Origin of the sequence: Solibacillus sp. FSL W7-1472, from assembly GCF_037969775.1 — a bacterium.
Taxonomy (GTDB): domain Bacteria; phylum Bacillota; class Bacilli; order Bacillales_A; family Planococcaceae; genus Solibacillus; species Solibacillus silvestris.
The window spans coordinates 2,981,588-3,006,049 of record NZ_CP150208.1; the positions used below are offsets into that span (position 1 = coordinate 2,981,588).

The 24,462-nt window shown below is 38.9% G+C and carries 25 protein-coding genes; 5 read left to right on the forward strand and 20 right to left on the reverse strand.

Annotated elements, in window-relative coordinates:
• Positions 1-53: 53 nt before the first annotated feature.
• Together sstT and MKY07_RS14950 are read right to left on the reverse strand one after the other, a co-directional pair.
• Entirely contained in the window at positions 54-1,265 is a 1,212-nt protein-coding gene (sstT, locus tag MKY07_RS14945) for a serine/threonine transporter SstT (protein ID WP_065216914.1), read from the reverse strand.
• A 214-nt stretch (positions 1,266-1,479) separates the two neighbouring features.
• A complete protein-coding gene (locus MKY07_RS14950; RefSeq protein ID WP_065216913.1) occupies positions 1,480-2,418 on the reverse strand; it encodes a bile acid:sodium symporter family protein in 939 nt (312 codons plus the stop codon).
• 171 nt (positions 2,419-2,589) lie between these two features.
• Between MKY07_RS14950 and MKY07_RS14955 the strand changes: the two genes are divergently transcribed.
• Complete coding sequence (locus tag MKY07_RS14955; protein WP_008405995.1) at positions 2,590-2,790, forward strand: hypothetical protein; 201 nt, start codon at positions 2,590-2,592, stop codon at positions 2,788-2,790.
• A gap of 42 nt (positions 2,791-2,832) precedes the next feature.
• On the opposite strand, the gene MKY07_RS14960 is transcribed toward MKY07_RS14955, so the two are convergent.
• The 4 genes from MKY07_RS14960 to MKY07_RS14975 form a co-directional block, all read right to left on the reverse strand.
• Positions 2,833-2,991: a hypothetical protein gene (locus MKY07_RS14960; RefSeq protein WP_008406002.1), complete on the reverse strand. Its 159-nt coding sequence runs from the start codon at positions 2,989-2,991 to the stop codon at positions 2,833-2,835.
• Between the two features lie 182 nt (positions 2,992-3,173).
• Positions 3,174-4,241 (reverse strand): hemolysin family protein, encoded by a 1,068-nt coding sequence (locus tag MKY07_RS14965; protein ID WP_039966902.1) that lies wholly within the window; start codon positions 4,239-4,241, stop codon positions 3,174-3,176.
• Positions 4,242-4,297: 56 nt separating this feature from the next.
• Positions 4,298-5,626 carry a hemolysin family protein gene (locus MKY07_RS14970; RefSeq protein ID WP_008406006.1) on the reverse strand — a complete coding sequence of 443 codons (1,329 nt, stop codon included), beginning with the start codon at positions 5,624-5,626 and terminating at the stop codon, positions 4,298-4,300.
• 277 nt (positions 5,627-5,903) lie between these two features.
• The gene (locus tag MKY07_RS14975) at positions 5,904-6,374 is read right to left on the reverse strand and encodes a Fe-S oxidoreductase (RefSeq protein ID WP_231918712.1); all 471 of its coding nucleotides are present in this window, start codon (positions 6,372-6,374) and stop codon (positions 5,904-5,906) included.
• A 264-nt stretch (positions 6,375-6,638) separates the two neighbouring features.
• Here MKY07_RS14975 and MKY07_RS14980 point away from each other — a divergent pair, with 264 nt between their 5' ends.
• The gene (locus MKY07_RS14980) at positions 6,639-7,160 is read left to right on the forward strand and encodes a hypothetical protein (RefSeq protein ID WP_014823009.1); all 522 of its coding nucleotides are present in this window, start codon (positions 6,639-6,641) and stop codon (positions 7,158-7,160) included.
• A gap of 97 nt (positions 7,161-7,257) precedes the next feature.
• Here the strand turns inward: MKY07_RS14980 and MKY07_RS14985 are convergent, their stop codons facing one another.
• Genes MKY07_RS14985 through MKY07_RS14995 form a run of 3 tightly spaced genes read right to left on the reverse strand, consistent with a single transcriptional unit; the run spans position 7,258 to position 8,368 of the window.
• Positions 7,258-7,503 (reverse strand): hypothetical protein, encoded by a 246-nt coding sequence (locus MKY07_RS14985; protein WP_051032357.1) that lies wholly within the window; start codon positions 7,501-7,503, stop codon positions 7,258-7,260.
• Between the two features lie 45 nt (positions 7,504-7,548).
• Entirely contained in the window at positions 7,549-7,953 is a 405-nt protein-coding gene (locus MKY07_RS14990; protein WP_014823008.1) for a pyridoxamine 5'-phosphate oxidase family protein, read from the reverse strand.
• A gap of 13 nt (positions 7,954-7,966) precedes the next feature.
• On the reverse strand, positions 7,967-8,368 hold the full coding sequence (locus MKY07_RS14995) for a pyridoxamine 5'-phosphate oxidase family protein (RefSeq protein ID WP_014823007.1): 402 nt from the start codon (positions 8,366-8,368) through the stop codon (positions 7,967-7,969).
• 354 nt (positions 8,369-8,722) lie between these two features.
• Here MKY07_RS14995 and MKY07_RS15000 point away from each other — a divergent pair, with 354 nt between their 5' ends.
• The 3 genes from MKY07_RS15000 to MKY07_RS15010 all read left to right on the forward strand — a co-directional run bounded on the left by MKY07_RS15000 (position 8,723) and on the right by MKY07_RS15010 (position 12,695).
• The gene (locus MKY07_RS15000; RefSeq protein ID WP_014823006.1) at positions 8,723-9,814 is read left to right on the forward strand and encodes an extracellular solute-binding protein; all 1,092 of its coding nucleotides are present in this window, start codon (positions 8,723-8,725) and stop codon (positions 9,812-9,814) included.
• 73 nt (positions 9,815-9,887) lie between these two features.
• On the forward strand, positions 9,888-10,958 hold the full coding sequence (locus MKY07_RS15005; RefSeq protein ID WP_014823005.1) for an ABC transporter ATP-binding protein: 1,071 nt from the start codon (positions 9,888-9,890) through the stop codon (positions 10,956-10,958).
• A 15-nt stretch (positions 10,959-10,973) separates the two neighbouring features.
• Complete coding sequence (locus MKY07_RS15010) at positions 10,974-12,695, forward strand: iron ABC transporter permease (protein WP_014823004.1); 1,722 nt, start codon at positions 10,974-10,976, stop codon at positions 12,693-12,695.
• A 49-nt stretch (positions 12,696-12,744) separates the two neighbouring features.
• On the opposite strand, the gene MKY07_RS15015 is transcribed toward MKY07_RS15010, so the two are convergent.
• The 11 genes from MKY07_RS15015 to MKY07_RS15065 form a co-directional block, all read right to left on the reverse strand.
• Entirely contained in the window at positions 12,745-13,245 is a 501-nt protein-coding gene (locus tag MKY07_RS15015; RefSeq protein WP_014823003.1) for a GNAT family N-acetyltransferase, read from the reverse strand.
• A 58-nt stretch (positions 13,246-13,303) separates the two neighbouring features.
• Positions 13,304-14,323 carry a hypothetical protein gene (locus MKY07_RS15020; protein ID WP_339262860.1) on the reverse strand — a complete coding sequence of 340 codons (1,020 nt, stop codon included), beginning with the start codon at positions 14,321-14,323 and terminating at the stop codon, positions 13,304-13,306.
• 148 nt (positions 14,324-14,471) lie between these two features.
• Positions 14,472-15,524, reverse strand: coding sequence for an NAD(P)/FAD-dependent oxidoreductase (locus tag MKY07_RS15025; RefSeq protein ID WP_339262862.1), 1,053 nt, complete (start codon positions 15,522-15,524; stop codon positions 14,472-14,474).
• Positions 15,525-15,605: 81 nt separating this feature from the next.
• On the reverse strand, positions 15,606-16,421 hold the full coding sequence (locus MKY07_RS15030; protein ID WP_339262864.1) for an ABC transporter ATP-binding protein: 816 nt from the start codon (positions 16,419-16,421) through the stop codon (positions 15,606-15,608).
• Positions 16,421-17,452, reverse strand: coding sequence for an iron chelate uptake ABC transporter family permease subunit (locus MKY07_RS15035; RefSeq protein ID WP_065216906.1), 1,032 nt, complete (start codon positions 17,450-17,452; stop codon positions 16,421-16,423). The genes MKY07_RS15030 and MKY07_RS15035 overlap by 1 nt, the downstream gene beginning before the upstream one ends.
• Positions 17,449-18,483 carry an iron ABC transporter permease gene (locus MKY07_RS15040; RefSeq protein ID WP_339262866.1) on the reverse strand — a complete coding sequence of 345 codons (1,035 nt, stop codon included), beginning with the start codon at positions 18,481-18,483 and terminating at the stop codon, positions 17,449-17,451. The genes MKY07_RS15035 and MKY07_RS15040 overlap by 4 nt, the downstream gene beginning before the upstream one ends.
• 1 nt (position 18,484) lies before the next feature.
• Positions 18,485-19,549 (reverse strand): iron-siderophore ABC transporter substrate-binding protein, encoded by a 1,065-nt coding sequence (locus MKY07_RS15045; RefSeq protein WP_339262868.1) that lies wholly within the window; start codon positions 19,547-19,549, stop codon positions 18,485-18,487.
• 245 nt (positions 19,550-19,794) lie between these two features.
• Complete coding sequence (lhgO, locus tag MKY07_RS15050) at positions 19,795-20,994, reverse strand: L-2-hydroxyglutarate oxidase (RefSeq protein ID WP_339262870.1); 1,200 nt, start codon at positions 20,992-20,994, stop codon at positions 19,795-19,797.
• A gap of 12 nt (positions 20,995-21,006) precedes the next feature.
• Entirely contained in the window at positions 21,007-22,296 is a 1,290-nt protein-coding gene (locus tag MKY07_RS15055) for a (Fe-S)-binding protein (RefSeq protein ID WP_339262872.1), read from the reverse strand.
• Positions 22,289-23,695: an FAD-linked oxidase C-terminal domain-containing protein gene (locus MKY07_RS15060; RefSeq protein ID WP_339262874.1), complete on the reverse strand. Its 1,407-nt coding sequence runs from the start codon at positions 23,693-23,695 to the stop codon at positions 22,289-22,291. The genes MKY07_RS15055 and MKY07_RS15060 overlap by 8 nt, the downstream gene beginning before the upstream one ends.
• Before the next feature lie 57 nt (positions 23,696-23,752).
• Positions 23,753-24,454, reverse strand: coding sequence for a FadR/GntR family transcriptional regulator (locus tag MKY07_RS15065; RefSeq protein ID WP_008406032.1), 702 nt, complete (start codon positions 24,452-24,454; stop codon positions 23,753-23,755).
• Positions 24,455-24,462: the final 8 nt, after the last annotated feature.

A 24,462-nucleotide genomic window follows, 5' to 3' on the forward strand; every position in this document is an offset into this window, starting at 1 on the left:
AAAAATAAAAAAACTGTGCTGAACCGGAAGAGACTCCATTCAGCACAGTTTTATTAATTTTGTTTACGTTCTTTTGCATATTCAGCAGCTGCCGTAAATACGATGTCCGTTGAAGAATTCAATGCTGTTTCACAAGAATCCTGGACTACACCGATGATAAAACCAATTGCCACGACTTGCATCGCAATATCATCTGAAATCCCAAATAGGCTACATGCTAACGGAATCAGTAATAGCGACCCGCCTGCAACACCGGAAGCACCAGCAGCCGATACTGCAGCCATTACCATTAAGATGACCGCAGTCAGGAAATCAACTTCGATACCTAATGTATGAGCAGCTGCCATTGTCAGTACGGAAATTGTAATCGCAGCCCCGCCCATATTTATTGTTGCACCTAAAGGTATCGATACAGCATATGTATCTTTATTTAATTTCAGCTTCTCTGCCAATGCCATATTGACTGGAATATTAGCCGCTGAACTACGTGTGAAAAAGGCTGTAATTCCGCTCTCTTTTATAGATGTAAAAATAAGCGGATACGGATTTCTGCGTGCTACTGTATATACAATAAGTGGATTTACAACGAGCGCTACAAAGAACATTGTTCCTACTAAGATCAGAATTAGACGAGCATATTCCCCTAATGCTGAAAGGCCTGTCGTTGAAATCGCTTCAAATACTATTCCTAAAATACCGAATGGCGCTAAGTTAATAATCCATTGCACAACTTTTGTAATCGCATCCGAAAAATTCGCCATAACACTTTTTGTTGAATCATTCGCAGCTTTTAAAGCAATCCCTAAAACAACTGCCCAAGCTAAAATGCCGAGATAATTTGCGTTCATAATTGCACTTACCGGGTTTGTCACGATATTGAATAATAATGTTTCAAACACTTCTAGTATCCCGCTAGGCGGAGCCACATCCTGTGCTTCTGTTTTTAATGTTAATACTGTCGGGAAAATAAAGCTTGCAATGACGGCAACAAATCCTGCCGCGAATGTCGCAACTCCGTATAAAGCTAGAATCATTTTCATATTTGTTGCTTTGCCGCCAGCATGTGAAGCAATCGCATTAATAACAAGCACGAACACCAAAATCGGTGCAACTGCTTTTAAGGCTGAAACGAATAGAGTTCCTAGAATGGTAATACCACTCACCGCTTCCGGTATCGTCAGTGCTAAAATAACACCAATAATTATACCAATAATAATACGGTTTACTAAGTTAATGCTGTTCCATTTTTCGAACAATCTTTTCATAATTTCCCCCGCTATTCTAAGATGTTACATTGCTTCTGGATGTTTGAGAACGAGTAAGTGATTGGATCTGATCAATGCACTACAAAATTCTCCGGCTGAAGCTACTTTTCTATATAACACTTCAAAATTTAATAATTTACTATAGACCAATAATACAATGTGCGACTAAATAACACAACTGTATTTTTCCACAGTACAATGTTAAGAAGCAACTTTAAACTGCTTCAGAATTTTTTTGGATTATTTTATAAAATATTGAAGCTAAAACTTGCTGGAATAACATCCCGAAAACGACCGGCATCGCTACTTTTGACGGAAAATATGTGGTAGCGATAACGACCCCTACCGCAATATTCCGCATTCCTCCATTAAAAACAAATGTCGCCTGATCAGCCTCTGATTTCCATAACAGCCGACCAAGTACAAGGGAGAATACATAGCCAGAAACTGCCAAAAACAGGACAACAGCAATAACTTTCGCAAGCTCCAAGTCAATCGTTTTTACATAAGGTGCAATTACACTACTATTAATCATAATAATGCCGAATAAACAGAGCTTTGAAACTAAAGACATTGGTTTTCCATATTGTTCGAATAACTTCCCTTTCGTCCATTCGTTTACAAGGATACCCAATATAGACGGTAAAACAATCATCCAAATAAGATCAAAAATAAGTGCTGATGTATTTAGTGATATCGATTCCCCGACAACTAAATGCAAAATTAATGGCATAAGGATCGGAGCAAGCAGAGTATCAATCAATATAATGGCGAGAGATAAAGGCAAGTTTCCTTTACTGATCGTCACCCAAATGACGCTCGTAACCCCTGTTGGTACGGCAACGGATATTAGAAATCCAATCGTTAATAAGCGGTCATCGAATATGAGTTCCGCCAGAAAGAACGCCCATAAAGGCATGAGAATATGTAGAAAAGCGATGACAAATAAAATCGTTTTAGGGTATTGTTTAAACACTTTTATATCGCGAAATTTTAGATTCAAGCTGCTGATGAATGTCATCACGGCAAATAATACCGGGACTAGAAAAAGAAAATGTGTTCCGATTTTTTCGAGCAGCACACCGATGACTAAACTGAGGGGTGTTAATACCGGCATCCACTTTTGAATAAATTGATTGAGCAATTGAACCATGCATTGTGCCTCTTTTCTTGAATTTATATTCCTTACCGAATTGTATCATAAGCGGATTACGTCCGGACCAGAATGAAATTCAACCATCAATTTAGTAAAGCAACCGTTTAAATAGATAAGTTTGCAAAGATTATGGTATTTTTATGATAGGTATTTAAGGAGGTTATTGCATTGTCATTATCTAAAAAGGGCTATCTTGTCTTGTTTGTCGGGATACTTTTATTAATCAGTTCTATCTTTTTCACAACTAACTGGAGCATTACTTCATGGCTTGTTTTATTTATCGTCAGTCTGCTATTTTGTACAGTCGGAATCATTATGTTAATTGTACATTTAGTTAAACAAATAAAGTTGGAAAAGCAGAATAAGTAAAACAAATGAAAAATGAGCAACCGTATTGTTGGTTGCTCATTTTTATTTTTCTTCCTTTACGGATAGGATGTTAACGGCTTCTTCAAATTGAATACGTACTGTTTTTCTCGCACGTACGGATGATTTTGCTTTCACTTGAACTTGTTTTTTTTCGCCATTATGCTCAATTTCCACTAAAAAGCATTTTGCACCACATTGCATTTTCAACAGCTCCTTGCTTTAATTATAGTGACATTTGCCCTTATAATCTATTAGCTCAACTTTCGATAATACTAAAAAAAGCCGCAAATAATTAACAATATGTCCATCATTTACGACCTTTTCTTATCCCGCATTAACGGACCGTGGGGATGAAAAATACCCCAACCAATTGGAGTTTCACTTTATGTTGAGGGAACGATAATTTCCCCATCGTCTTCATCTTCAATTTCTCCAACAATTTCTGACAATATATCTTCCATTGTCACAAGACCGATTGTGACACCTTTTTCATCTGTAACAATCGCCATATGGTTGCGCGATTGCTGCATTTTTAAAAACACGTCTTTTATCGCTACTGTTTCCTTATAACGGGGAATCTCACGAATATACGTACTGAAATTATTCTTCCGTCCCGCAGCTATATCTGTCAGCATTTCCTTCGAGTTAATGAAACCGATAAAGGCTGCTGTATTTTTACTGCGATCAATGACCGGATAACGCGTAAATTCGTACTCGTCAATAACAGCAAGAATTTGCTCTAATGTATACGTTTTTTCGATTGTAATTATTTCATTGCGCGGAATCATTACTTCCCGTAATTTCCGTGTATCAAAAGCAAAGATATTTTCTAGATAGGCAAGCTCTGTCTGGTTGATTTCTCCACCTTCATAACTTTGCGTCACAATCATTTTAAGCTCTTCTTCCGAGTAAACTGTATCGTGACCAGCCGGTTTGACACCAAAGATTTTGAGCAGCCCACGAGCAGAACCGTTTAATATCGAGATAATCGGTCCTGTAATTTTACCGAACCAATAAAGTGGCGGTGCCAATAATAGTGTCATTTTTTCTGCATATTGGATGGCCAATGTCTTTGGCATTAATTCACCAAGTACTACGTGTAAAAAAGTAACAACCGATAATGCAATAACATAAGAAAGGGCTGTTGCAACCGCCGCTGGAATGCTGAAGTAGTCAAAAACAGGCTCAAGCATTTTCTCTACGGTCGGTTCCCCGAGTGCACCAAGAATTAACGCTGTAATCGTAATTCCAAGCTGACAGGCTGACAAATAATAATCCAAATCCTGTGTTACCTTTTTTGCCGTGACGGCTTTTTTATTGCCCTCTGCGATCAGCTGATCGATTCGTGACATACGCACTTTTAAAATTGAGAATTCTGCTCCAACGAAAAAGGCTGTTAACAAAATAAATACTGCAATTAAAATTAAATTTATCATTATAATACTGTCCAATTAATTCCCCCGAAATATGAGGGATTCACCTCCAAGACATATAAAGTATCGATCATTTACTGCTGAAGTTTATATTGTCTTAATACAACTTCTTTAATTTGATAATTGTCCATATCCGAAATGACCCAAATATGGTCGTCGAATTTAATTTCATCACCGATTTGAAGCTCTTCACCGTTTTTGATTGAATCGATGTTCGTATGCTGAATCCAGCCGCCAATTGTATCTATCTCTTCACTGTCCTCAAACTCAAAACCGAAGCGATCTTCCAGTTCATCGAGCAGAACACGACCATTAATCGTATATTCGTTTTCTCCTGACTTACGGATATCATCTACTTCATCCTCGTCAAATTCATCCCGAATCTCTCCAACCAGCTCTTCCAAAACGTCTTCCATCGTTAATACTCCGGCTGTACCGCCATATTCATCGATAATGACCGTCATATGCACTTTCGCCTTTTGCATTTTTAATAGTGCATCCTGGATACTAGTCACACCTAAAACAAATGGTACTTTCGTTAAAAACTGCTCGAGCTGTACTGTTCGATTTGAAACGATATAGCTAAGAAGCTTGTTTGCATTAATCACACCAATAATGCGGTCTTTATCATTATTTTCAACAATCGGATAACGTGTATAGTTATGTTCATCTAAAATTTGGATAATCTCTTCGGCGCTCATATCTTTGTCGATTGTAACTAAGTCTGTTCGAGGCACCATAATATCTTTTGCAACACGCTCATCAAAAGCAAATACATTTTCTAAATATTTCAGTTCTTGTTGGTCAATTTGTCCGCCCTGGAAACTCTGTGCCATAATAATTTTCAGTTCTTCTTCAGAATAGGCCTGCTCTTCACTTGCTGATTTAACACCAACTGCACGTAATAGTAACCGAGATGTTCCATTTAATGCCTGAATAAACGGATACATAATTTTACCGAACCAATAAAGTGGTCCTGCAAGCATTAAAGTTACTTTCTCGGAAAACTGAATCGCTAACGTTTTTGGCGCCATTTCGCCAATTACTACATGCAAATAACTTACAATAGCTAGTGCAATTACATAAGAAGCAGCCGAAGCTACAACATCCGAAACATTTAACCAGTCAAATACAGGATATAGCAGTTCTTTTACATACGGCTTCGTAAACGCTCCTAAACCGATTGCTGTAATGGTAATACCAAGCTGACAGGCAGATAAATAATAATCTAGGTCTCCTGCTACTTTTTTTGCGATGACTGCTTTCTTATTGCCTTCCAAAATCAATTGGTCAATACGGGATTTACGAATTTTAACAACGGCAAATTCAGCTGCAACGAAAAATCCAGTTAAACCTAAAAAAATAATTAATAAAATGATGTTTAATATGGTGTTTACGTCCAATTACTTCCCTCAGCGTGAGGGATTCACCTCCAAAAATAATTTAATAGTAATTCGGTCTTTCTGATATGTACCCAACTATCCTATTGAACATGCTAACTATAATGGTGAAGTTACTAATTCTTATAGAAGAATTATTGCCCTCAAAACCATCACGTTACAGTTTATAAAAATTATATAGTTTTTTTTATCAAATCACAATAAATTATGCCCAATAAATATAGAACTATAAAAAAAGCTTTCAACTTTGAATAATCAAAGCTGAAAACTTTTAATAAATTTATTCTACATCCATTGAAGATTTTAAAATTTCGCCATTATATAATTGAACTTTTTCATATTCGTCTTTCTCCACTTGGAGAACGAATGTATGAGGGACGCCTTCATCTTCACATTTTTGTCCTACATTGTCGATTAATTGAACTGCTAAGTAATTACCGTGTTTGTAAACATTATCGACTGAAGTACCACAGCTACCCGAGTAAGTAACTATAAATACGGCCATATATTTATCCATATCAAGCGTGAAATTGTCTACATCAAAGCGAGCTTGCAAGGATTCAAACTGTCCTTGCGTATTTGCATAAGCAATATGCGGTACGAGCGTCTCGTAAATCGGTGCAATTTTTTCATCATACTTAATAATTTCAAATGGTACTGCCTGTTTTTCGGTAAATTTAACTTCTGTATTTTCTCCATTACTACAACCTGCCAACAACAATAAGATTATAGCGAACAAATATTTTTTCATCATAAATTCCCTTCTCTTTTACATCTTCATAGTGAATTTTAGTTTACTTTCAAACAATTTTCAAATCTTCAACCTTACTTTAAATAATTGTCCATTTGTTAACACTTCCCCTTAGTCCAATATGTAATAAAACATATTAAACTAAATTTCTGGGCGAAAATTATAATCACTACGGTATTTTGACTCATATTAGGCGAATTCCTATTGGCGTTTATCCACATTTACATACATTACAAAGAATACTTAAGAAAGAAGGTATGCTTGTTGTATCAAAATCCGTTTGAACGCTTTGATGAGAGCCCTGCAGGACAACCATTTCAACAACAGTTTTTCCCAGCCCCACCCGGTCAAGGCCCGGGAGGTTTTCCAGGAGGACCTGGTGGGTTCCCTGGCGGACCAGGATTCCCTGGTGGAGCACCGGGATTCCCTGGTGGTAGTCCAGGTGGGTTCCCTGGTGGCCCAGGAATCCCTGGTGGTGGTCCTGGCGGCTTCCCTGGCAGTCCTGGTGGAGGTCCTGGTGGTAATACCCCAATGCCAATGGGTCCGCCCCCTACCTTTACTCCCCAAATGCAACAATTATCTGCTGGCCAGTCACAGCAAGGTTCCAGTGGTATAAGACGTTGTATTTTCCGTAATACGTTTATTTGGCAACGAAACGGAAATAGTTTCTGGTTCTTCCCGACGTTTGTTACGCAAAATATCATTTTAGGCTTTAGATGGAGTCGTTTCGGTTGGGTATACAGTTCAGTAAACCGTAACTCAATCCTGACTTTCCAATGTTTCTAGGCTAAAGGTAAATACAAAAGCTCTTATGCGGTAGTATTCATACTACCGCATAAGAGCTTTTACTTATTGTTGGGCTGCTTCTTTTACAGTTTGATTTTCATGTAATTTTCTCATTGCAAAGCTTGCCATTGAAGTCGTCTGTTTGACCAACAAATTTAGGCATAATTTTACCTACTAGAGGACCCGCTACTAAACGTACAAGCAATACGACGATAATCAACATAATCGGTAAAATTTTTAACGTATAAAAATAGACTTCCTTAGTAAAACCTCGCTCAAATCTCATAATGAGCGGGGTTGCTAAATCTTTTACTTCTTTTTGCAACAGAAAAAGCAATGACAACGATATATGCCATTGCTTCGCTAACTGGTTAAATAAATTCAGACGTTACAGCTTCAGTTCCTGCGGTTCGCCATCATTCATTAATTTGATTGTGATTGGATCGAATTGAAGTGTCACCATATCCCCGTCTTCTGAAGTAAAAACGTCTTTAAAGAAGTTTGTAATTTTCAGCTTTAATGTATCATCTTTTACTTCGCTTAGTTTTGCTGTAATTTCTAAATATGGGGCATCAAGATCTTCCTTAGTATAGCCCAGTAAAATATGAGTGTAGGGATTTTCATTTAAATCGTACACTTTTTGGGAATCCTCTGTTGTTGTCGCATATAGTGTGAAGTCTTCATTTGTAAATGTCATGTAACGAACATAAGGGTGACGTCCGTTTAATGTAGCCATTGTTCCAATTTTATGATCTTTAATAATTGAAAGTACTTTTTCCTTTAATGTTTCCATTACGATACCTCCCTTAGTATAGTTGAATTTCTTCCTGGTTTTTTCCGTTTTTATTCATAATTCTCATTCTTGTCGGCGTAACTTGAATGAGCACAAAGTTCCCGTCCGCATGCTCTGAATATTTTTCAAGCAGCTGCTGCTTTACAACATCATTTAATGTTGTCGCTGCATTGCCTTCGATTTCTAAAAATGTTTCAAGTATGCCATCGCTTTCATAGCCTAATAAAATATGGGTACCGCCATAGTCCTTAATTTCACGGACGACATCGGAATCTTCCTTTGCCACGGTATACAGTTTTGATTCAACATAGTGAAATGTCATGTAGCGTGAATTAGGCACACCGTTATTATTTGTGGCCATAACGCCAATACTGTTTTCATTTAAAATTTGTAATGCAATTTCTTTATTACTCATATTTTCACTCCTCCGGTAAATTAAGTTCCATTATTCGTGAGATGAGAAGCACGTCCAACTTGATAGAAGCCAATTTGCATAATTGCTGATGTGCTGATGCTTTTATAATTCCCCTAATAAATTTAAATAAAACAACTTTCTTCATATTCAACGCAGCTTATAGTCCTCTCGCTTTTCCTCGTTTTAAAAATGACCACGTAAAAAACTCATTTATATTAATTACTAATCTGTAAAAAATTATAAGATATAGGGATATTTGTTTGAATATTAAAAAATTTGTAGATAAAATGAAATTGGAATAGATATCCTTTATTCTGCATGACAAAGAAAAACTATATGTAAGGAGGACATTGGATGAAAAGATTTACTTGGCTTTCTCTTATTCTCACAACTCTTTTATTAGTTTTGGCTGCGTGTAGCGACGCCGAAGAGACGACAAATGAGTCAACGCAAGGCGATAGCGGCACGACAGAAGGTACAACAGAAGAAAAAGCTTCCGGCAAGCTCGTCATTTACACAGGGCGTGATGAAAACATGGTACAGGGTGTTATTGAAAAATTTAATGAGCGTTACCCGGATATTGAAGTGGAATATATGACAATGGGTGCCCAGCAAATTTTAGAGCGTGTCCGTGGTGAAAAAGCCAATCCACAAGGGGATTTTTGGTGGGGTGGTACACAAGCTGCGATGATGGTTGCCGCAAATGAAGATTTACTTTTACAGTGGGATCCTTCATTTATCGATGCGATTGACCCTCTTCATAAAGATGAACAAAATCGATGGGTCGGTGAAATGCTATTACCTGAAGTCATTATGATTAATAGTGATGTCATGTCACCAGAAGAAGGACCTCAGGATTGGGACGATTTACTTGATCCGAAGTGGAAAGATGAGATTTTAATTCGCGGTGTCCTTGCTTCAGGAACGATGCGGACAATTTATTCTTCTATGATTTTCCGTCAAGGTGCTGATGATCCGTCAAAAGGCTATGAATGGTTGAAGCAACTGGATGCGAACACGAAAGAATATACGCAGGATCCTAATGCATTGTATTTGAAACTGGCACGTCAAGAAGGTTCGATTTCATTATGGAACTTGCAGGATATTTTACTGAAAAAACATACAACGGATTACACGTTTGACTTTATTTATCCGGAAAGTGGTGCACCGATTTTAGTCGATGCAGTCGGTATTGTAAACAATGCGAAAAACGAAGAAAATGCGAAATTATTTATGGAATTCCTGTTCGATCAGGAGACAATGATTGAGCTTTCAAAAGAGTATTACCAAATTCCAACACGTACTGATATTGCAGCGGATGCTATGCCGGACTGGTATAAAGAGCTGGATTTGAAATCTTTGGAGATCGATTGGCAAGTTATGGCCGATAAAGAAGCGGAATGGATGGAATATTGGGATACAAACATTAAAGGTAAAGGTAAATAGTAGTTATAGACTGACCTCTGAATTAAGAGGTCTTTCTTTTCATAATTTGTCGGTGTGAAGGGAGTTGGATTGGATGAAAGCTGTTCATATTAACGACGTTTCAAAAAAATTCGGTGATGTCGTAAGTGTCAAAGATTTAGAGTTGGATATAAAATCGGGTGAGTTTTTTACATTTTTAGGACCTAGTGGATGTGGCAAGACAACTACATTACGGATGATCGCCGGATTTTACTACCCTTCTAAAGGAAAGATTTATTTTGACAATCAGGATGTCACAACATTGCAGCCTAATAAACGTAATATCGGAATGGTGTTTCAAAACTATGCACTCTTCCCGCATATGACCGTCAATGAAAATATCGCATTCGGTCTGGAAATCCGGAAATATGATAAAAAAACAATTAAAGAAAAGGTTGACCGGATACGAGAGCTCGTTCATTTAGGACCATATGGCACACGTAAGATCAATGAGTTATCAGGTGGACAACAGCAGCGTGTTGCTTTGGCACGAGCACTTGTTATTGAACCTGATATCTTGCTGCTGGATGAGCCATTATCCAATTTGGATGCAAAGCTGCGTGAGGAAACACGCATTGAAATTAAACGAATTCAGTCAGAGCTGGGTGTGACGACAATCTACGTTACCCATGACCAGACTGAAGCAATGGCAATGTCGGATCGGATTATGGTAATGGAGCATGGTGTCGTTAAACAAATTGGTACACCACAGGAAATATACCACCGTCCAAACAACCGCTTCGTCGCTACTTTTATCGGAGAAACAAACTTGCTTACAATGAAAGTTCAATCGATTGAGGACAATATTATTACTGTTACAAATGAGAAAGAACTTGAACTCCAAGGCCTGACAGAAAACTTGGCACCGGGTCTTCAAGTATCAACCGGTGACGAAATTTATGTATCAATCCGTCCTGAAGCATTTGAAAATGGTCCTGGTGAAAACACCGTTACAGGTATCGTTGAGCTGATTGAATTTACTGGAGTCAGCGTAAATTACTTTATTAAATGGAATGACACAACATTAAAAGCAATGATAATCAGTCGGGGTACTGCAATACTGCAAGCTGGCGATATGATTGAATTACATATCCCTAAACAAAATATTTATTTTCTAGGAGAATAAGAGAGGAGGCACACAATGAGCAAAAAATCCGTTGACACATACGAAGCGAGTTGGTGGTCTCGTCTTACACAATCACGCTATTTTGTCTATATTCTCATCTCCCCGCTGTTTTTAATTTTATTTGCCTATGTCATTTATCCATTTTACTCAACATTTATTCAAAGTTTTGCAGGCGACAATCAGCTAGCAAACTATCAGAAGTTTTTCAGTTTGGAAAGTACAGCCAATTTAGAGGCACTTTGGAACAGCTTTTATATATCGATTATTAGTGTTATATGCTGTGCTGTTGTCGGGGTAATGATGGCCTTTTTACTGGAGCGCTATGATTTCCCGGGTCGTAGGCTGCTTTCCATTTTAGTACTTGTCCCGATGGCATTGCCCCCGTTAGTCGGGGTGTTATCCTTTACATTTTTATATGGCGAAAGCGGCATTTTCCCGCGCTTATTTCAGCAGATGTTTCAATTGGAAGATGTACCGTTTGCATTGAAAGGGATTTGGGGTGTTATTGTTGTTCATACGTTTACGATGTATACGTACTTTTATTTAACTGCTTCTGCCGCAATTAAAGGGCTTGATCCTTCTCTGGAAGAAGCCGCAACAAGCCTGGGTGCAAGCCGGATCCGTGTTTGGCGGAAGATTATTTTGCCGATGCTTACCCCTTCTTTAATCGCATCTTCCCTGCTCGTTTTCATGGTGTCGATGGCATCCTATACCGCGCCGCTCATGTTCGGGGTTGAACGTACGATGACGATGCAAATTTACTTATCACGGACAAACGGCAATCTGGATATGGCGGCAACACAGTCAACCATTTTATCGTTCGTATCTATCACCTTTTTACTTATTATGCGTTGGTACCAAAACCGACGTAATTATCAAAATTTAAGTAAAGGCATAAGTGTTCACCGCTCTGAAGTGAGCTCAAAGCCTTTAAAATATTTAGCGGTCACACTGTCATTCATCGGTACATTAATTTTAATCCTGCCAATTTTGGTGCTGATTTTAATTTCGTTTTCTAAAGATGGTGCTTGGACAATTCAAATTTTACCGACGGAATATACACTCGACCATTACAAAGCGCTCTTTACCGATGAGCGGACATGGCGTCCAATTTGGAACTCGCTGCAGATGGGCTTCATCGCAACAGTCGGCAATATTATATTCGGTGTTGCTGCAGCATATGCTATGGTCAGACTTAGTTTCAAGGGGAAAACAGCGCTCGATATTTTAATTACGATTCCGTGGGCATTGCCAGGTACAGTTGTAGCCGTCAACTTAATCGCGGCCTTCTCAACTGAAAGTGCGTTTACATTCAACCAAGTATTAATTGGTTCATTCTGGATTTTACCGCTTGCGTACTTTATCCGGCATTTGCCGCTTGTCTTCAGGTCAACATCAGCATCCCTCATGCAGCTGGACCAGTCTGTAGAAGAAGCTTCCCGGAGTTTAGGGGCATCATGGTGGTACACATTCAGAAGAATTGTCATTCCCCTAACTTTATCCGGCGTTCTTGCCGGGACATTGTTGGCTTTTGTCCAAAGTATAGGGGAATTCGTCGCATCGATTTTAATTTATAATACGTCGACTATTCCATTGTCGGTTGCAATTTTCCAAAAGTTGTATGCCTTCAAGTTTGGGACGGCGTGCGCGTATGGTGTGCTGCAGATTATTTTAATCCTGATTGTACTGATTATTTCAGAACGATTATCGAAAGGTTCTGCAGGAAGCGCAATATAGCAAAAAAAAAGTAAAAGCATAAAAACTGCTTTTACTTTTTTCTTTATTGCTATAGCTCTTTAACCATCCAAACTTCATCATAATAGTTACCGTCAACTTTCAATGCATGTCGTTCCAATGCATATTGCTTAAATCCTAAAGATTCATAAAGGGCAATTGCCCGTTCATTCGTTGATTCCACTGTTAGATGCAGCTGTTCAAGACCCTCGTTTTCTCTTAATAGACGCAGCAACTCCTCTACCAAGGCACGCGCAACGCCCTTCTCTCTTTCTTCTGGCATAACATACATACCTACAAGAAAGCCTTTATGATTTAATTTTGCGTTTGTTTCCCTTTTAAATGTCGCAATTGCGATCAGTTGGCTCTCTTTAAATGCCCCAAGTGTAAATTTATCGGCTTGCGGGCGAAGTCGTTGTTCAATTTCCGGAACCGTATAATTATTCTCATGTTCATAAGACGAGCTAAAAAATGTTGGATAATTTAAAAGTCCATGCAATCTGACTTTATGATATTGTTCCGCATCTTTATAACCTAATATTCTAATATTCATCTTTTCACCTCTTAAATTTACGTCCCTTATTATATACCCCGTTTCTTAATCTTTTACACTATTTCGCTAGTATCGCTAATTCTATTTCGCTACGTAATAGGGCTGGCGCATCGGCATAAACCCCAATATATTTTGCCTTTTTTTCATATCCGCCAACTAATTGGATTGATTGCAATTGCTTCATTTCAATTACAAAAGCGGGCTGTTCATCTGTATTACCTAATACTTTAAAATGATAGACATTTTTATCTTCTTCTATCGACTTATGAAGGTGTGCAATATTAGTCACATCAATTTTTGTTTGTTTCAATAAGCCATTGGATAGATATAGATTTCCGTTTTCAATACGAACTGGATTTAGCGTTAATGCACGAAAATCTGCAAGTAAGAATACGAGTCCATAAAGTGATAGAACTGTATGGCCCCAAGCTAAAATTGGTAGCCGATCATGAAAGAACCAATGAAATGCGATTCCTTCAAACAATGCCGCATGAAAAATCATTACTAAAAAAGGTACATACATCGTATTTTTGTAAACGGAAAATCCGGTAGGCTGTTTTTTCTTCCAACTGCAAAACGCATAATAAAAAACTAGCATTTCTGAGCAAAGTACCCTAATGAGAATGTTATCTTTCACTTTCTCCGCTACGATTCGAGGAAACGCAAAAATAAGTTGCTCCTGCTCTAATTTAACCGCCCGAATAATGCTTGGTAAATATTTGATAAAAATAAATAAAATGAATAATTCTATAAGAACCAACCCAGCTTCTACAGCGATTGCAGAAAGTGTTAAATAACGGAAAGGTTCCATCAATCCATCAGGGATTACTAGTCGAGCAAATAAAATACCGGCAGCGATAAAGACAACGAAATTTTGGACTGTCCATTTGCCCTTTTGCAGCAAAAGAAGCGCTGGTGCCACAACTGCACAGTCAATTAGCGAACCGATCACCATCCCACGCGCTTGCCCATCTGAAAGTGTGGAAACAAACGATAACTGATAAACAATCATATTACCCATTAAAATGATACAAGCAATCAGGAGCCATTTATAATCAAATACTCTTTGGAAAACCATCGCAATCCCCTTCCTTAAATGCATTACATAAATTCCCATAAATCTGGTACTTCCATTATAATCTAATGTTACCTTTCCCTCATTAAAAAACGCAGAAGTTCACATAAACTTCTACGTTTGGATTTATTTTAATTAATCGTTATTGGTACTAGCCATTCACAAGGATATCCTTCATCAGTTCCCTGTTACGCTTTTCGAACACTTCGTTATGCGAAGAAACTTTTGCATACTGATCTGCTGTAGGTTCCAGGCTTAACTTGATTGCATTAATTGCATTGACGGCATCCTGGAATGTACCTGTAATTAAATATACTTTGTTGTCGTACTTGGAAATATCGCCTACTGCATAAATACCGTCAACAGATGTCAATCCTTTTCCGTTGGTTAAATAATAATAGTCATAATCCGAATCTTTTTCCGGAGCTAGTGCCTCATCAAAAGAAAACGAAGAATCCCGGTCATAGCCATGGTTCACTAATACGTCATCTACAACTATCTTTGATGTTTCCTTCGTTACGACATTTTCCAAAATAACTTCTTCTATTTTAGTCTTTGTGTCATTAGCCACAAGTGTTTTAATCTGCGTATTTGTAATGATGGGAACACCATTATCCTGCAAATGTCGGATTTGTGCTTCATGTGCAGATAGCTTTTCGCCACGGTAGATGACTGTAATCTGCTTGGCGATGCCGATCAGATCCTTCGCCCAGTCAATTGCCGAGTTACCGCCGCCTGAAATTAACAGTGACTTGTCCTTAAAGCTTTGAATGCCTCGAATTGTATAATGCAAATTCGATACTTCATACTTTTCAGCACCTTCAATATGCAATTTGATCGGACTAATAATACCGCCACCTACTGCAACTACGACCTTTTTCGAATAGTGTTTTTCGCCTGAACTTGTCTCAATCACAAATAAATCATCTTTTTTTGTAATGAAATCGACTTTCGTATTTAGACATACGGTCGGCTTAAATGTCAGTCCTTGTTTTACCAGATTTTCAATGACTTGCTGCGCAGGAGTTGCAGGCATGCCGCCAATATCCCAAATGATTTTTTCAGGATAAACATGCAGCTTACCGCCAAGCGTAGGCTGAAATTCAATGATTTTTGTTTTTAAATCTCTCAACCCTGCATAGAACGCACTGTATAATCCACTTGGACCACCGCCAATTATCGTTACATCATAAATATCGTTCATTCGAAACACTCCACTCTTTTCATTATCGGTCAATTACACTTTTCGCGAAATTGCAGCCGGATTCCATTGACTAAGTTGCAGCTAAACGAGCATTCCGGATTTCGAATGGTGTCTTCCGATTGGTACAACAGAAGGCGAATCCGAAACAGGATCTTGTGTGACCACACAGTTTAGATTAAATATATCTTTGATTAATTCACTCGTAATCACGTGTGCTGGTGTTCCCTCCGAAACAAGTCGACCTTTATGTAAAGCAAAAATATAGTCGGCATAGCGGGCGGATAAATTAATATCATGGAGTACCATTACAATTGTCGTACCATGCTTACGATTTAAATCCGTCAGCAAGTCCAAAATCTCCACTTGGTACGTAATATCCAAGTAGGTTGTCGGTTCATCTAGAAACAAAATATCGGTTTGCTGTGCAAGTGCCATGGCAATCCATACACGTTGTCTTTGCCCTCCTGACAGCTCATCGATATGACTGTCTGCAAGTTCGGTAATATTCATCATTTCCATCGCTTCCGCAACTGCATCATAATCCTCCGTTGACCAGCCCTTTAACAAGCTCTGATGAGGAAATCGGCCCCGGCCAACTAAATCGGCTACCGTGATGCCTTCCGGTACGATCGGTGATTGCGGAAGAAGTCCTAAAACACGTGCAAGCTGCTTCGGCGGGATTTTGTTAATCGATTTATCATCCAACAATACTTGGCCGGAGATTGGCTTGATTAATCGTGCCATCGTTTTTAAAAGTGTTGATTTCCCACAGCCATTCGAACCGATAATAATGCTGATTTTGTTGCTAGGAATCGCTAGACTTACACCGTGTAAAATCGCTTTGTTGTCATAGCCTACAACAAGATTTTCCGTTTGGAATGTATGTGTCGATTTCATCATAAATCTCCTTTCCGATTAATACGGATTAATAAATAAATTAAGTATGGTGCACCGATTATCCCTGTAATGACCCCTACCGGATAGCGTGTCTCAAAAGCAAACTGTCCGATAAGATCTGCTGCCAATACTAAAATGACCCCGATTAAACCCGCAGGAATAAGACCTGAAAATCCGACACCGACCAATTTTTTTGCAATGGGACCTGCCAAGAAGGAGATAAAGGCAATCGGACCCGTTGCAGCAGTCGCCAATGCAATCATGAGCACCGACGTAATAATAAGGATGACTCTCGTTTGGTTTGTATTGACGCCTAGAGACGTTGCCGCCTGTTCACCAAGCTCCAGCATTTCCAGACGCTTTGCAAAGTACATCAAGATCGGTGTACAAATACACACGACAAGGATTAACGGGTATAAGTTAGTCAATTTTGCACCGTTTAAACTACCGCTCAGCCATCTCATTGCAGCCGGAATATCATGTGTATTTCCGATTAGCATTAAATAGTTGATAAAGGCCGTCAGCATCGCCTGAATGCCGATACCGATTAAAATTAGTCGACCAATCGAAAAGGATGTGCCTTTCGCCAGCAGATAGATAAAGATAGCTGTTGCAAGCCCTCCGATTACAGCTGCGATGGATACAACAGTATTGCTTGCATTTAATACAATGATACAAAATACTGCCGCAGCACTTGAACCTGTTGTAATTCCGATTACATTTGGATTTGCCAGCGGGTTGCGCAGCATTGTCTGGAATATGTAACCCCCGACACCAAATGCAAAGCCTGCAAACAAACCGGCTACCATTCTCGGGAAACGAATTGTATTGACCGCAAAAGATGCTCCCTTCACTTGTTCACCTAGTAAAACCTTTATAACATCTTGCACCGGATAAATCGTGTTGCCAAGCATAAGCATCAAACCGCAAAGTACGAGCGAAATGATTGCCATTAAGGAAGTCATCAATATAAACCGGCGTTTTCTTTTTAATCTTGACGTTTTAATCATCTTCATCGTTTCATTCATCATATTGCACGCATTTTCGCTTTCATCGTAATTAAAATTAAAATCGGCGCACCTATAAAGGCCGTCACAATTCCAACTTCGAGCTCACTTGGACTGCCAAGAAGCCTTCCGATCACATCGGAAAAGGTTAAAATAATTGCCCCCGACAATGCTGACATCGGAATAATATAACGTAGATCAGGACCTACTACGAGACGTACGATATGTGTAGCTAATAAACCAATAAAGCCGATTGGACCTGCCAAAGCAGTCGCAGCACCACATAATAATACGCCACCTAATGCCGCTACAATTCTTACAGTACCTGTGCGAACCCCTAGCCCTGTCGCGACATCATCACCTAATGCCAATGCATTTAATGCCGGCGCTGTAAAAAAGGCAATGAATAGTCCTACCGCGATAAATGGAATAAATAAAGTGATTGTATCCCAGCTTCCTGACCCGACACTTCCTACTTGCCAAAATCTGAACTGATCCATTACATTCGTTCGCGGAATCATAATGGCAACGACCAGTGATGATAAAATAGCGCTCGTAGCTGCACCTGCCAAAACGAGCTTTAATGGTGTCGCCCCGCCTCTTCCCATTGAACCGATCCCAAATACAAAAATAGCGGTAATAAAAGCTCCCGCTATCGCAAGCCAAATATACTGATTTGCAGAACTGATATTCAAAAAAGCAATACCACAAACGACAAAAAGGGATGCCCCTGTATTTACACCTAATATACTTGGATCTGCAATAGGGTTACGTGTAACCGATTGCATAAGCGCTCCGGAAACACCTAATGCTGCGCCGCATAATAAACAGAAAATCGTTCGTACCACACGCTGTCTTACTACGTTCGCTTCATGAGACTGAGCTTCTGAATGGAATATCCCATTCAGAAGATCTGTCCAGCTAATCATCCGCGAACCAAATATAAGTGATGCAAGTATACATAATCCGAGTAAAATCGTTAAAAGCAATAATACTTTTATAAAATTACGCGGCATCATAATTTGCTTTTTTTCTAAAACGGATGGACTTTTCATATTACTTTAACTTTTTCGCAACTTCCGAAATTAGTGATACGTATTCATCAATTGTGTACTGAATTGATAATGGGTTCGGGTTTCCTGCTGCAGCAAGTGGTGTGTTGTCAGGAATAATTAAAACCGTACCATTTTTGATTGCAGGCACTTTGCCTAAAATCGGATCTGCCTGAAGTGCTTTTAATGTGTTGTCATCACCATAGGCAATCAGAATTTCAGCATCGTTTAAAGCATCTGCATTTTCTGCACTTAACTCGATATAGAAGCTGCTTTCATCCTGAACTTGCGCTTTAATGCTTTCCGGATATTCCATACCTAGCTCTTCCAGTAATTCACCACGTGGGTCAGCTGGTGTATAAATATAGAACTTCGATAAATCTGTAGCATTAAACATACCGAACGCCGCTTTTTTACCTTTGATTTCAGGGAATTCGTTTGCTTTATCTTGAATTAATTTTTCTGTATCAGCGATTAATTGTTTACCTTCTTCTTCCATACCCATACCTTTTGCATTGAATAGGATTTGGTCACGCCATGTAATAACCCATGGAGTTTCCGGATATGCAACGACTGGTGCAATCTCGCTTAATGTATCATACTCTTCTTGTGTAAGACCTGAATATGCCGCTAAAATAACATCCGGATTCGAATCTGAAATTGCTTCAAAATCCAGGCCATCTGTATCTTGGTAAATGTTCGGGTTCTCTTCACCAAGCGCTTTTAACTTTTCTGCTGTCCATGGAAGCATACCACTTTCATCCTGGACACCGTAGTTTGCTGCTGAGAAACCTACTGGTACTACACCTAGAGCAAGTGCCACATCATGGTTTGCCCATGCAACCGTTGCTACACGCTCCGGTTTTTCTTCAATTACTGTTTCGCCTAGTGCATGTTTGATTACGATTGGGTATTGAGTTGCCGAATCTTCTGAATTCGAAGAACCTGTTGTTTCATTTGACTTATTCTCATCTGTACTTGTTTCTTTATCTGAGCAACCCGCAACAACTAGTAAGCCTATTGTTACGAAAAGCATTGCCATTAAAGAATAGAACTTTTTCGTTTTCATCTAATTAACGCCCCTTAAAATTGATTGATAATAATTATCATTATCGCTAATTAGAATAATAAAGCTATTTGATAATGATTGTCAATGAGATTTGTTACTTATTGAGTATTATTTTTTATATAGGAGGGTTTTAAAATACTTTGTAGCCTATAGCGCTATTTTGGTTTACCAATTACTACGTTATTACAAAAAACTACCGAGAGCAGTTTCAAACCTTTGCTTTCGGTAGTTTATAATTTTCAATATTAAACAGTTTCAAATTTCTTCTCAAATCGAGCGACTATTTCCTTCCCGATTTCAAGGGATGCAGTTGCTGCTGGTGAAGGGGCGTTTAGCACATGGATGCTGCGCTTACCCGGAATGAAATAAAAGTCATCTACCATTGAGCCATCACTTTTTAAAGCTTGAGCCCGTACTCCTGCTCCTCCTGGTTCTAAATCATCTGCTTGGATTTCTGGAATAAGCTTTTGTAGACTTTTTACGAATAGCCCTTTGCTATATGAACGGGCCATCTCATTTAATCCTTCTTTCATATTTTTCCCGGCTAACTTCCAAAACCCTTTGTATGTTAACGTCTCAGCGATATCAAATAAGTTAATATCTGTTTTTTTATAGCCTTCTCTTTTAAAGCTTAGAACAGCATTTGGACCAGCTTCGACTTCCCCGCCAATCATGCGGGTATAGTGTACACCTAAAAACGGAAAGTCCGGGTTTGGTACAGGATAGATTAAATGATTGACTAAACTACGGCTGCTTTCTTTTAGCTTATAGTATTCCCCACGGAAAGGTACGATTTTTAAATCGGCAAAATAGCCTGTCATTTTTGCAATGCGGTCACTTTGTAGTCCTGCACAGTTAATCATTACTTTTGTTTCAACTGTACCTTTAGAAGTTTCAATTGTCACTCCATTTTCATGCTCATTAATAGATTTCACTTCTTCCCCGCAACGAATTTCGCCACCGTTTGTTTCTATTAACTCCCGGATTTTTTCTGACACTTGCTGGTAGTTGACAATCCCGGCTTGTGGAACTCGAATGGCTCCAAGACCCGCTACATGCGGCTCAATTTCTTTAAGTTGTTCTGCATTTAACATTTCTATTTCAAGCTCGTTTTGTATACCGCGCTCGTATAAGTTTTGTAATAGCGGTAGTTCGTGTTGCTCAGTTGCTACAATAACTTTCCCGCAAATGTCGTATTCAATGCCATGTTCTTTACAAAAGGCCACCATCGACTGACTACCTTGCTTTGCGAAACGAGCCTTAAAGCTACCAGGTTTATAATAAATGCCTGAATGGATGACACCACTATTATTGCCGGTTTGATGCTTCGATACCGAACTCTCCTTTTCTAAAATGACTACTTTTTTATCCGGGAAGCGTTCCGTTAAAGCTAGACCGACAGATAAGCCAACAATCCCTCCACCAATAATAACTACTTCTAACATCTATTTTCCCCCTTACGCTTCTATGCCGCATGCTTCAGCTAACAGCTCGACAAGATGCACAACTCGAACTGTTTCAGCTAACCCTTCACGCTCTACACCTAACTTCATTTGTAAATGACAACCTGGGTTTGTCGTAACTATCACATTTGGCCGTTTTTGTAATAACTTCACATGCTTCATCTTTTCATCTAATATTTTCATAGAATGGTTATATCGAATGATGTTATATATCCCTGCGGATCCACAACACATATGAGCATCAGGCAATGGCATTAGTTCAATACCAGGAATACTGTTTATCATATGAAGTGGTTCATTTACTCGTTTTTGTACGTTTGTCATATGACAAGACGGTTGATAAGTAATTACATAAGGCAAACTTTTCTTTAATGGTAGCGGTAACTTACTTAAAATAACGCTAATATCTACAGATTTTTCAGAAAATTTTATTGCGCGTTTTACCCAATCAGCCTCAGTTGCTAAAAGTTGAGGGTATTCCCCTAACATAGCACCACAGCCACCGATACTATTTACTACGAAATCAAAATCATACTGTTCAAATGCTTCAATATTTTGTTTTGCTAATTGACGTGTCTTATCTGTTAAACCGCTATGTTGATGAAGCGCACCACAACAACCTTGTTCTTTAATAACGGTCACATCACAGCCTGCTTGCTGCAATAACTTCATGCTAAGTGTATTAATCGATGAAAACATCGTATCCATAATACAGCCAACGAAAAAACCTACTTTAAATACTGGGTTTTGAGATTGTACAGCATAATGTGTTTTTCTTTTATTTCGTTTAATAGGTCCTTCAATGGTTGGTAATATCGTTTCAAAAGAATGGAGATTTTCCGGTAAAATGTTTAATATTTTTGTTTTTTGTGCGACTTTTTGTATACCACTTTGTTGATATATGGCTAAGCCAGTACCAAGGACTTTTTGAATATTTTTATTCGGTACAACTTGATTGAACAACATTGATTTCACCGTTTTCATACGATTTTTCATTTGTTGTTCTTTATGAACTGTTAATACTTCAATTGCCGACTCCAAAATTTTTCCGTATTGCACATTTGTGGGACATACTGTTTCACATGCACGGCAACCTAAACATAAGTCAATTGAATCGGATATTTCGTCATACGTAATTTTCCCTTCTGCAGCCATTTTGACTAAATTTATACGGCCACGTGGTGAATGGGTTTCTTTTTGGAATGTTACATACGTTGGGCAGGTTGGCAGACAATAACCACATTGAACACAGCTGAGCGTCTCTTGATATGCAAGTTCAGTCATTTGTTAACACAAACCTTTGATTTGGTTCCGGGAATATTTTCCCTGGGTTTAAAATATCGTTTGGGTCCCAAGCTTGTTTAATCCGTTTCATCATATCGACTCCAACTGCCCCGAGCTCCATCTCCATAAATGGCGCTTTTAATGTACCGATTCCATGTTCTCCCGATAATGTACCACCCAGTTCAATGGCTGTACGGAAAATTTCCTCTACTGCCTTTTCAACACGTCTCATCTCTTCTGCATCGCGCTCATCAGCAATTATATTCGGATGTAAATTCCCATCGCCTGCATGACCAAACACCACTAGATCAACTTTATATTTTTCACGTATTTCTTTTAAACGTTGAAACATTTCCGGAATTTTGCTACGTGGTACTGTTGCATCTTCAGAAATCTTTGTCGGCTTCAGACGTACAATTGCCGGGGATACAAGTTTCCTTGCTTGCCATAGTTGGGCTGCTTCTTCTTTTGTTTGCGCAATTTGAACTGCACGGGCGTTTTCTTTAATACAAACATCATTTACTCGTTTAATTTCATCTTTAATTGCCTCGGGATGTCCATCTAATTCAATCAAAATTAGCGCATCAATATTGGTCGGCAGCCCTGATGGACGATACGCTTCAACTGCTTCTACTGAGGCTTTATCCATAATTTCAAGCTTTGCCGGAATAATCCCCGCACTTAAAATACTGGATATAGCTCGACCAGCATCGACAATGTCATCAAACTGCGCCATTAATGTTTCCGTTGCTTCTGGCTTTGGGTATAAGCGTAAAATGGCCTCTGTAATGACACCCAACGTTCCTTCAGAACCAACAATAAGTTTTGTTAAATCGTAGCCAGTTACATTTTTCATCGCTTTACCACCAGTCCGAATGACATTTCCTTCAGGCGTAACAACTTCCAAGCCAATTACGTAATCTTTTGTTACACCATATTTTAATCCTTTAGGTCCTCCAGAATTTTCAGCTAAGTTCCCCCCGATTGTTGCAATATTCATACTGCTCGGATCAGGAGGATAAATTAGGCCATGTAGCAATGCAACATCATTAATAGCTTGTGCTGTAACCCCAGGTGATACTATTGCCAACATATTTTCCGCATCAATTTCTAATTTCGATGTCCATCGGGAGAGGTCAAGCACAATCCCCCCACGAACCGGCAAAGGACCGCCGCTTAAGCTTGTCCCTTGTCCGCGTGGATAGACAGGAACCTTATGAGTATTCGCCAGCTTTATAACAGCGGCTACTTCTTCTGTTGTTAAAGGCTGCACAACGTATTCAGGCATGTATGAACCGAATGAAGCATCAAAAGAATAGCTTACTAAATCTGCCTTTTCAGTAAATATGCGTGCATCATCTTGAATGTTTTGTTTTAAAAGCTGTAGGATTTGATTCATCTCGTTCCCTCCACTGTCCGTTAACTTCTGACCACGATAGAGAACGTAATTGAAACGTTACTCTTCCGGTAAGTTGAGAATTTTTTGGCGTGCATTGATTAAATGTTCTCGCATTGCTTGTCTAGCGCCTTCGCAATCTTTCTTTGCGATCGCTTGAGCAATTAGCATATGCTCCTTTGCGACTTCTTGACGTTTCTTGTCCCATCCTAAATTATGGGATAATGAAAACTTTAAAGCACGTAGATGCAGATCACTTAAGTTGCTAATTGTTCCAGATATAAAATCATTTTTACTCGCTTTCATAATGAATTGATGGAACTGATAATCTTCTTCATGACCAATCGCCTGGTTGTCTTTCATTAAATTCTGGAAGTGCTCAACTAAGTTTTGAATCTCAATCAGCTCGTCTTCTGTCCGTCGTTCGGCAGCAAGAGCAGCCGCTTCACTCTCTATAATGATTCGAAATTCCAACAAATCGAGCACTTGTTTTTTATGAATAAGCTGGAAGCGAACAGGATCGAGTAATTCAGCTAAAGATACTTCTTTAACTAAACTTCTTCCACCTTGTCTGCTTTCGATTGCACCTGCCACTTCAAGTACTTTCAATGCTTCTCGAATCGGTGCTCTACTTACACCAAAGCGAGTTGCTAACTCGTTTTCAGTAGGTAATATTGTATTCTTTTGTAATTCACCAGTACGCATCATCTCGATTAAGAAATCTAAAACTTGATCCGCAACTTTTCTACGTTCTACTTGCATATGAAAAC

Bases quoted from the DNA above. Each gene is read 5' to 3' on its own strand.
- sstT (WP_065216914.1), bottom strand. From the start codon at position 1,265: ATGAAAAGATTGTTCGAAAAATGGAACAGCATTAACTTAGTAAACCGT.
- MKY07_RS14950 (WP_065216913.1), bottom strand. From the start codon at position 2,418: ATGGTTCAATTGCTCAATCAATTTATTCAAAAGTGGATGCCGGTATTA.
- MKY07_RS14960 (WP_008406002.1), bottom strand. From the start codon at position 2,991: ATGCAATGTGGTGCAAAATGCTTTTTAGTGGAAATTGAGCATAATGGC.
- MKY07_RS14975 (WP_231918712.1), bottom strand. From the start codon at position 6,374: ATGAAAAAATATTTGTTCGCTATAATCTTATTGTTGTTGGCAGGTTGT.
- MKY07_RS14990 (WP_014823008.1), bottom strand. From the start codon at position 7,953: ATGGAAACATTAAAGGAAAAAGTACTTTCAATTATTAAAGATCATAAA.
- MKY07_RS14995 (WP_014823007.1), bottom strand. From the start codon at position 8,368: ATGAGTAATAAAGAAATTGCATTACAAATTTTAAATGAAAACAGTATT.
- MKY07_RS15000 (WP_014823006.1), top strand. From the start codon at position 8,723: ATGAAAAGATTTACTTGGCTTTCTCTTATTCTCACAACTCTTTTATTA.
- MKY07_RS15005 (WP_014823005.1), top strand. From the start codon at position 9,888: ATGAAAGCTGTTCATATTAACGACGTTTCAAAAAAATTCGGTGATGTC.
- MKY07_RS15010 (WP_014823004.1), top strand. From the start codon at position 10,974: ATGAGCAAAAAATCCGTTGACACATACGAAGCGAGTTGGTGGTCTCGT.
- MKY07_RS15015 (WP_014823003.1), bottom strand. From the start codon at position 13,245: ATGAATATTAGAATATTAGGTTATAAAGATGCGGAACAATATCATAAA.
- MKY07_RS15020 (WP_339262860.1), bottom strand. From the start codon at position 14,323: ATGGTTTTCCAAAGAGTATTTGATTATAAATGGCTCCTGATTGCTTGT.
- MKY07_RS15025 (WP_339262862.1), bottom strand. From the start codon at position 15,524: ATGAACGATATTTATGATGTAACGATAATTGGCGGTGGTCCAAGTGGA.
- MKY07_RS15030 (WP_339262864.1), bottom strand. From the start codon at position 16,421: ATGAAATCGACACATACATTCCAAACGGAAAATCTTGTTGTAGGCTAT.
- MKY07_RS15035 (WP_065216906.1), bottom strand. From the start codon at position 17,452: ATGATGAATGAAACGATGAAGATGATTAAAACGTCAAGATTAAAAAGA.
- MKY07_RS15040 (WP_339262866.1), bottom strand. From the start codon at position 18,483: ATGAAAAGTCCATCCGTTTTAGAAAAAAAGCAAATTATGATGCCGCGT.
- MKY07_RS15045 (WP_339262868.1), bottom strand. From the start codon at position 19,549: ATGAAAACGAAAAAGTTCTATTCTTTAATGGCAATGCTTTTCGTAACA.
- lhgO (WP_339262870.1), bottom strand. From the start codon at position 20,994: ATGTTAGAAGTAGTTATTATTGGTGGAGGGATTGTTGGCTTATCTGTC.
- MKY07_RS15055 (WP_339262872.1), bottom strand. From the start codon at position 22,296: ATGACTGAACTTGCATATCAAGAGACGCTCAGCTGTGTTCAATGTGGT.
- MKY07_RS15060 (WP_339262874.1), bottom strand. From the start codon at position 23,695: ATGAATCAAATCCTACAGCTTTTAAAACAAAACATTCAAGATGATGCA.
- MKY07_RS15065 (WP_008406032.1), bottom strand. From the start codon at position 24,454: ATGCAAGTAGAACGTAGAAAAGTTGCGGATCAAGTTTTAGATTTCTTA.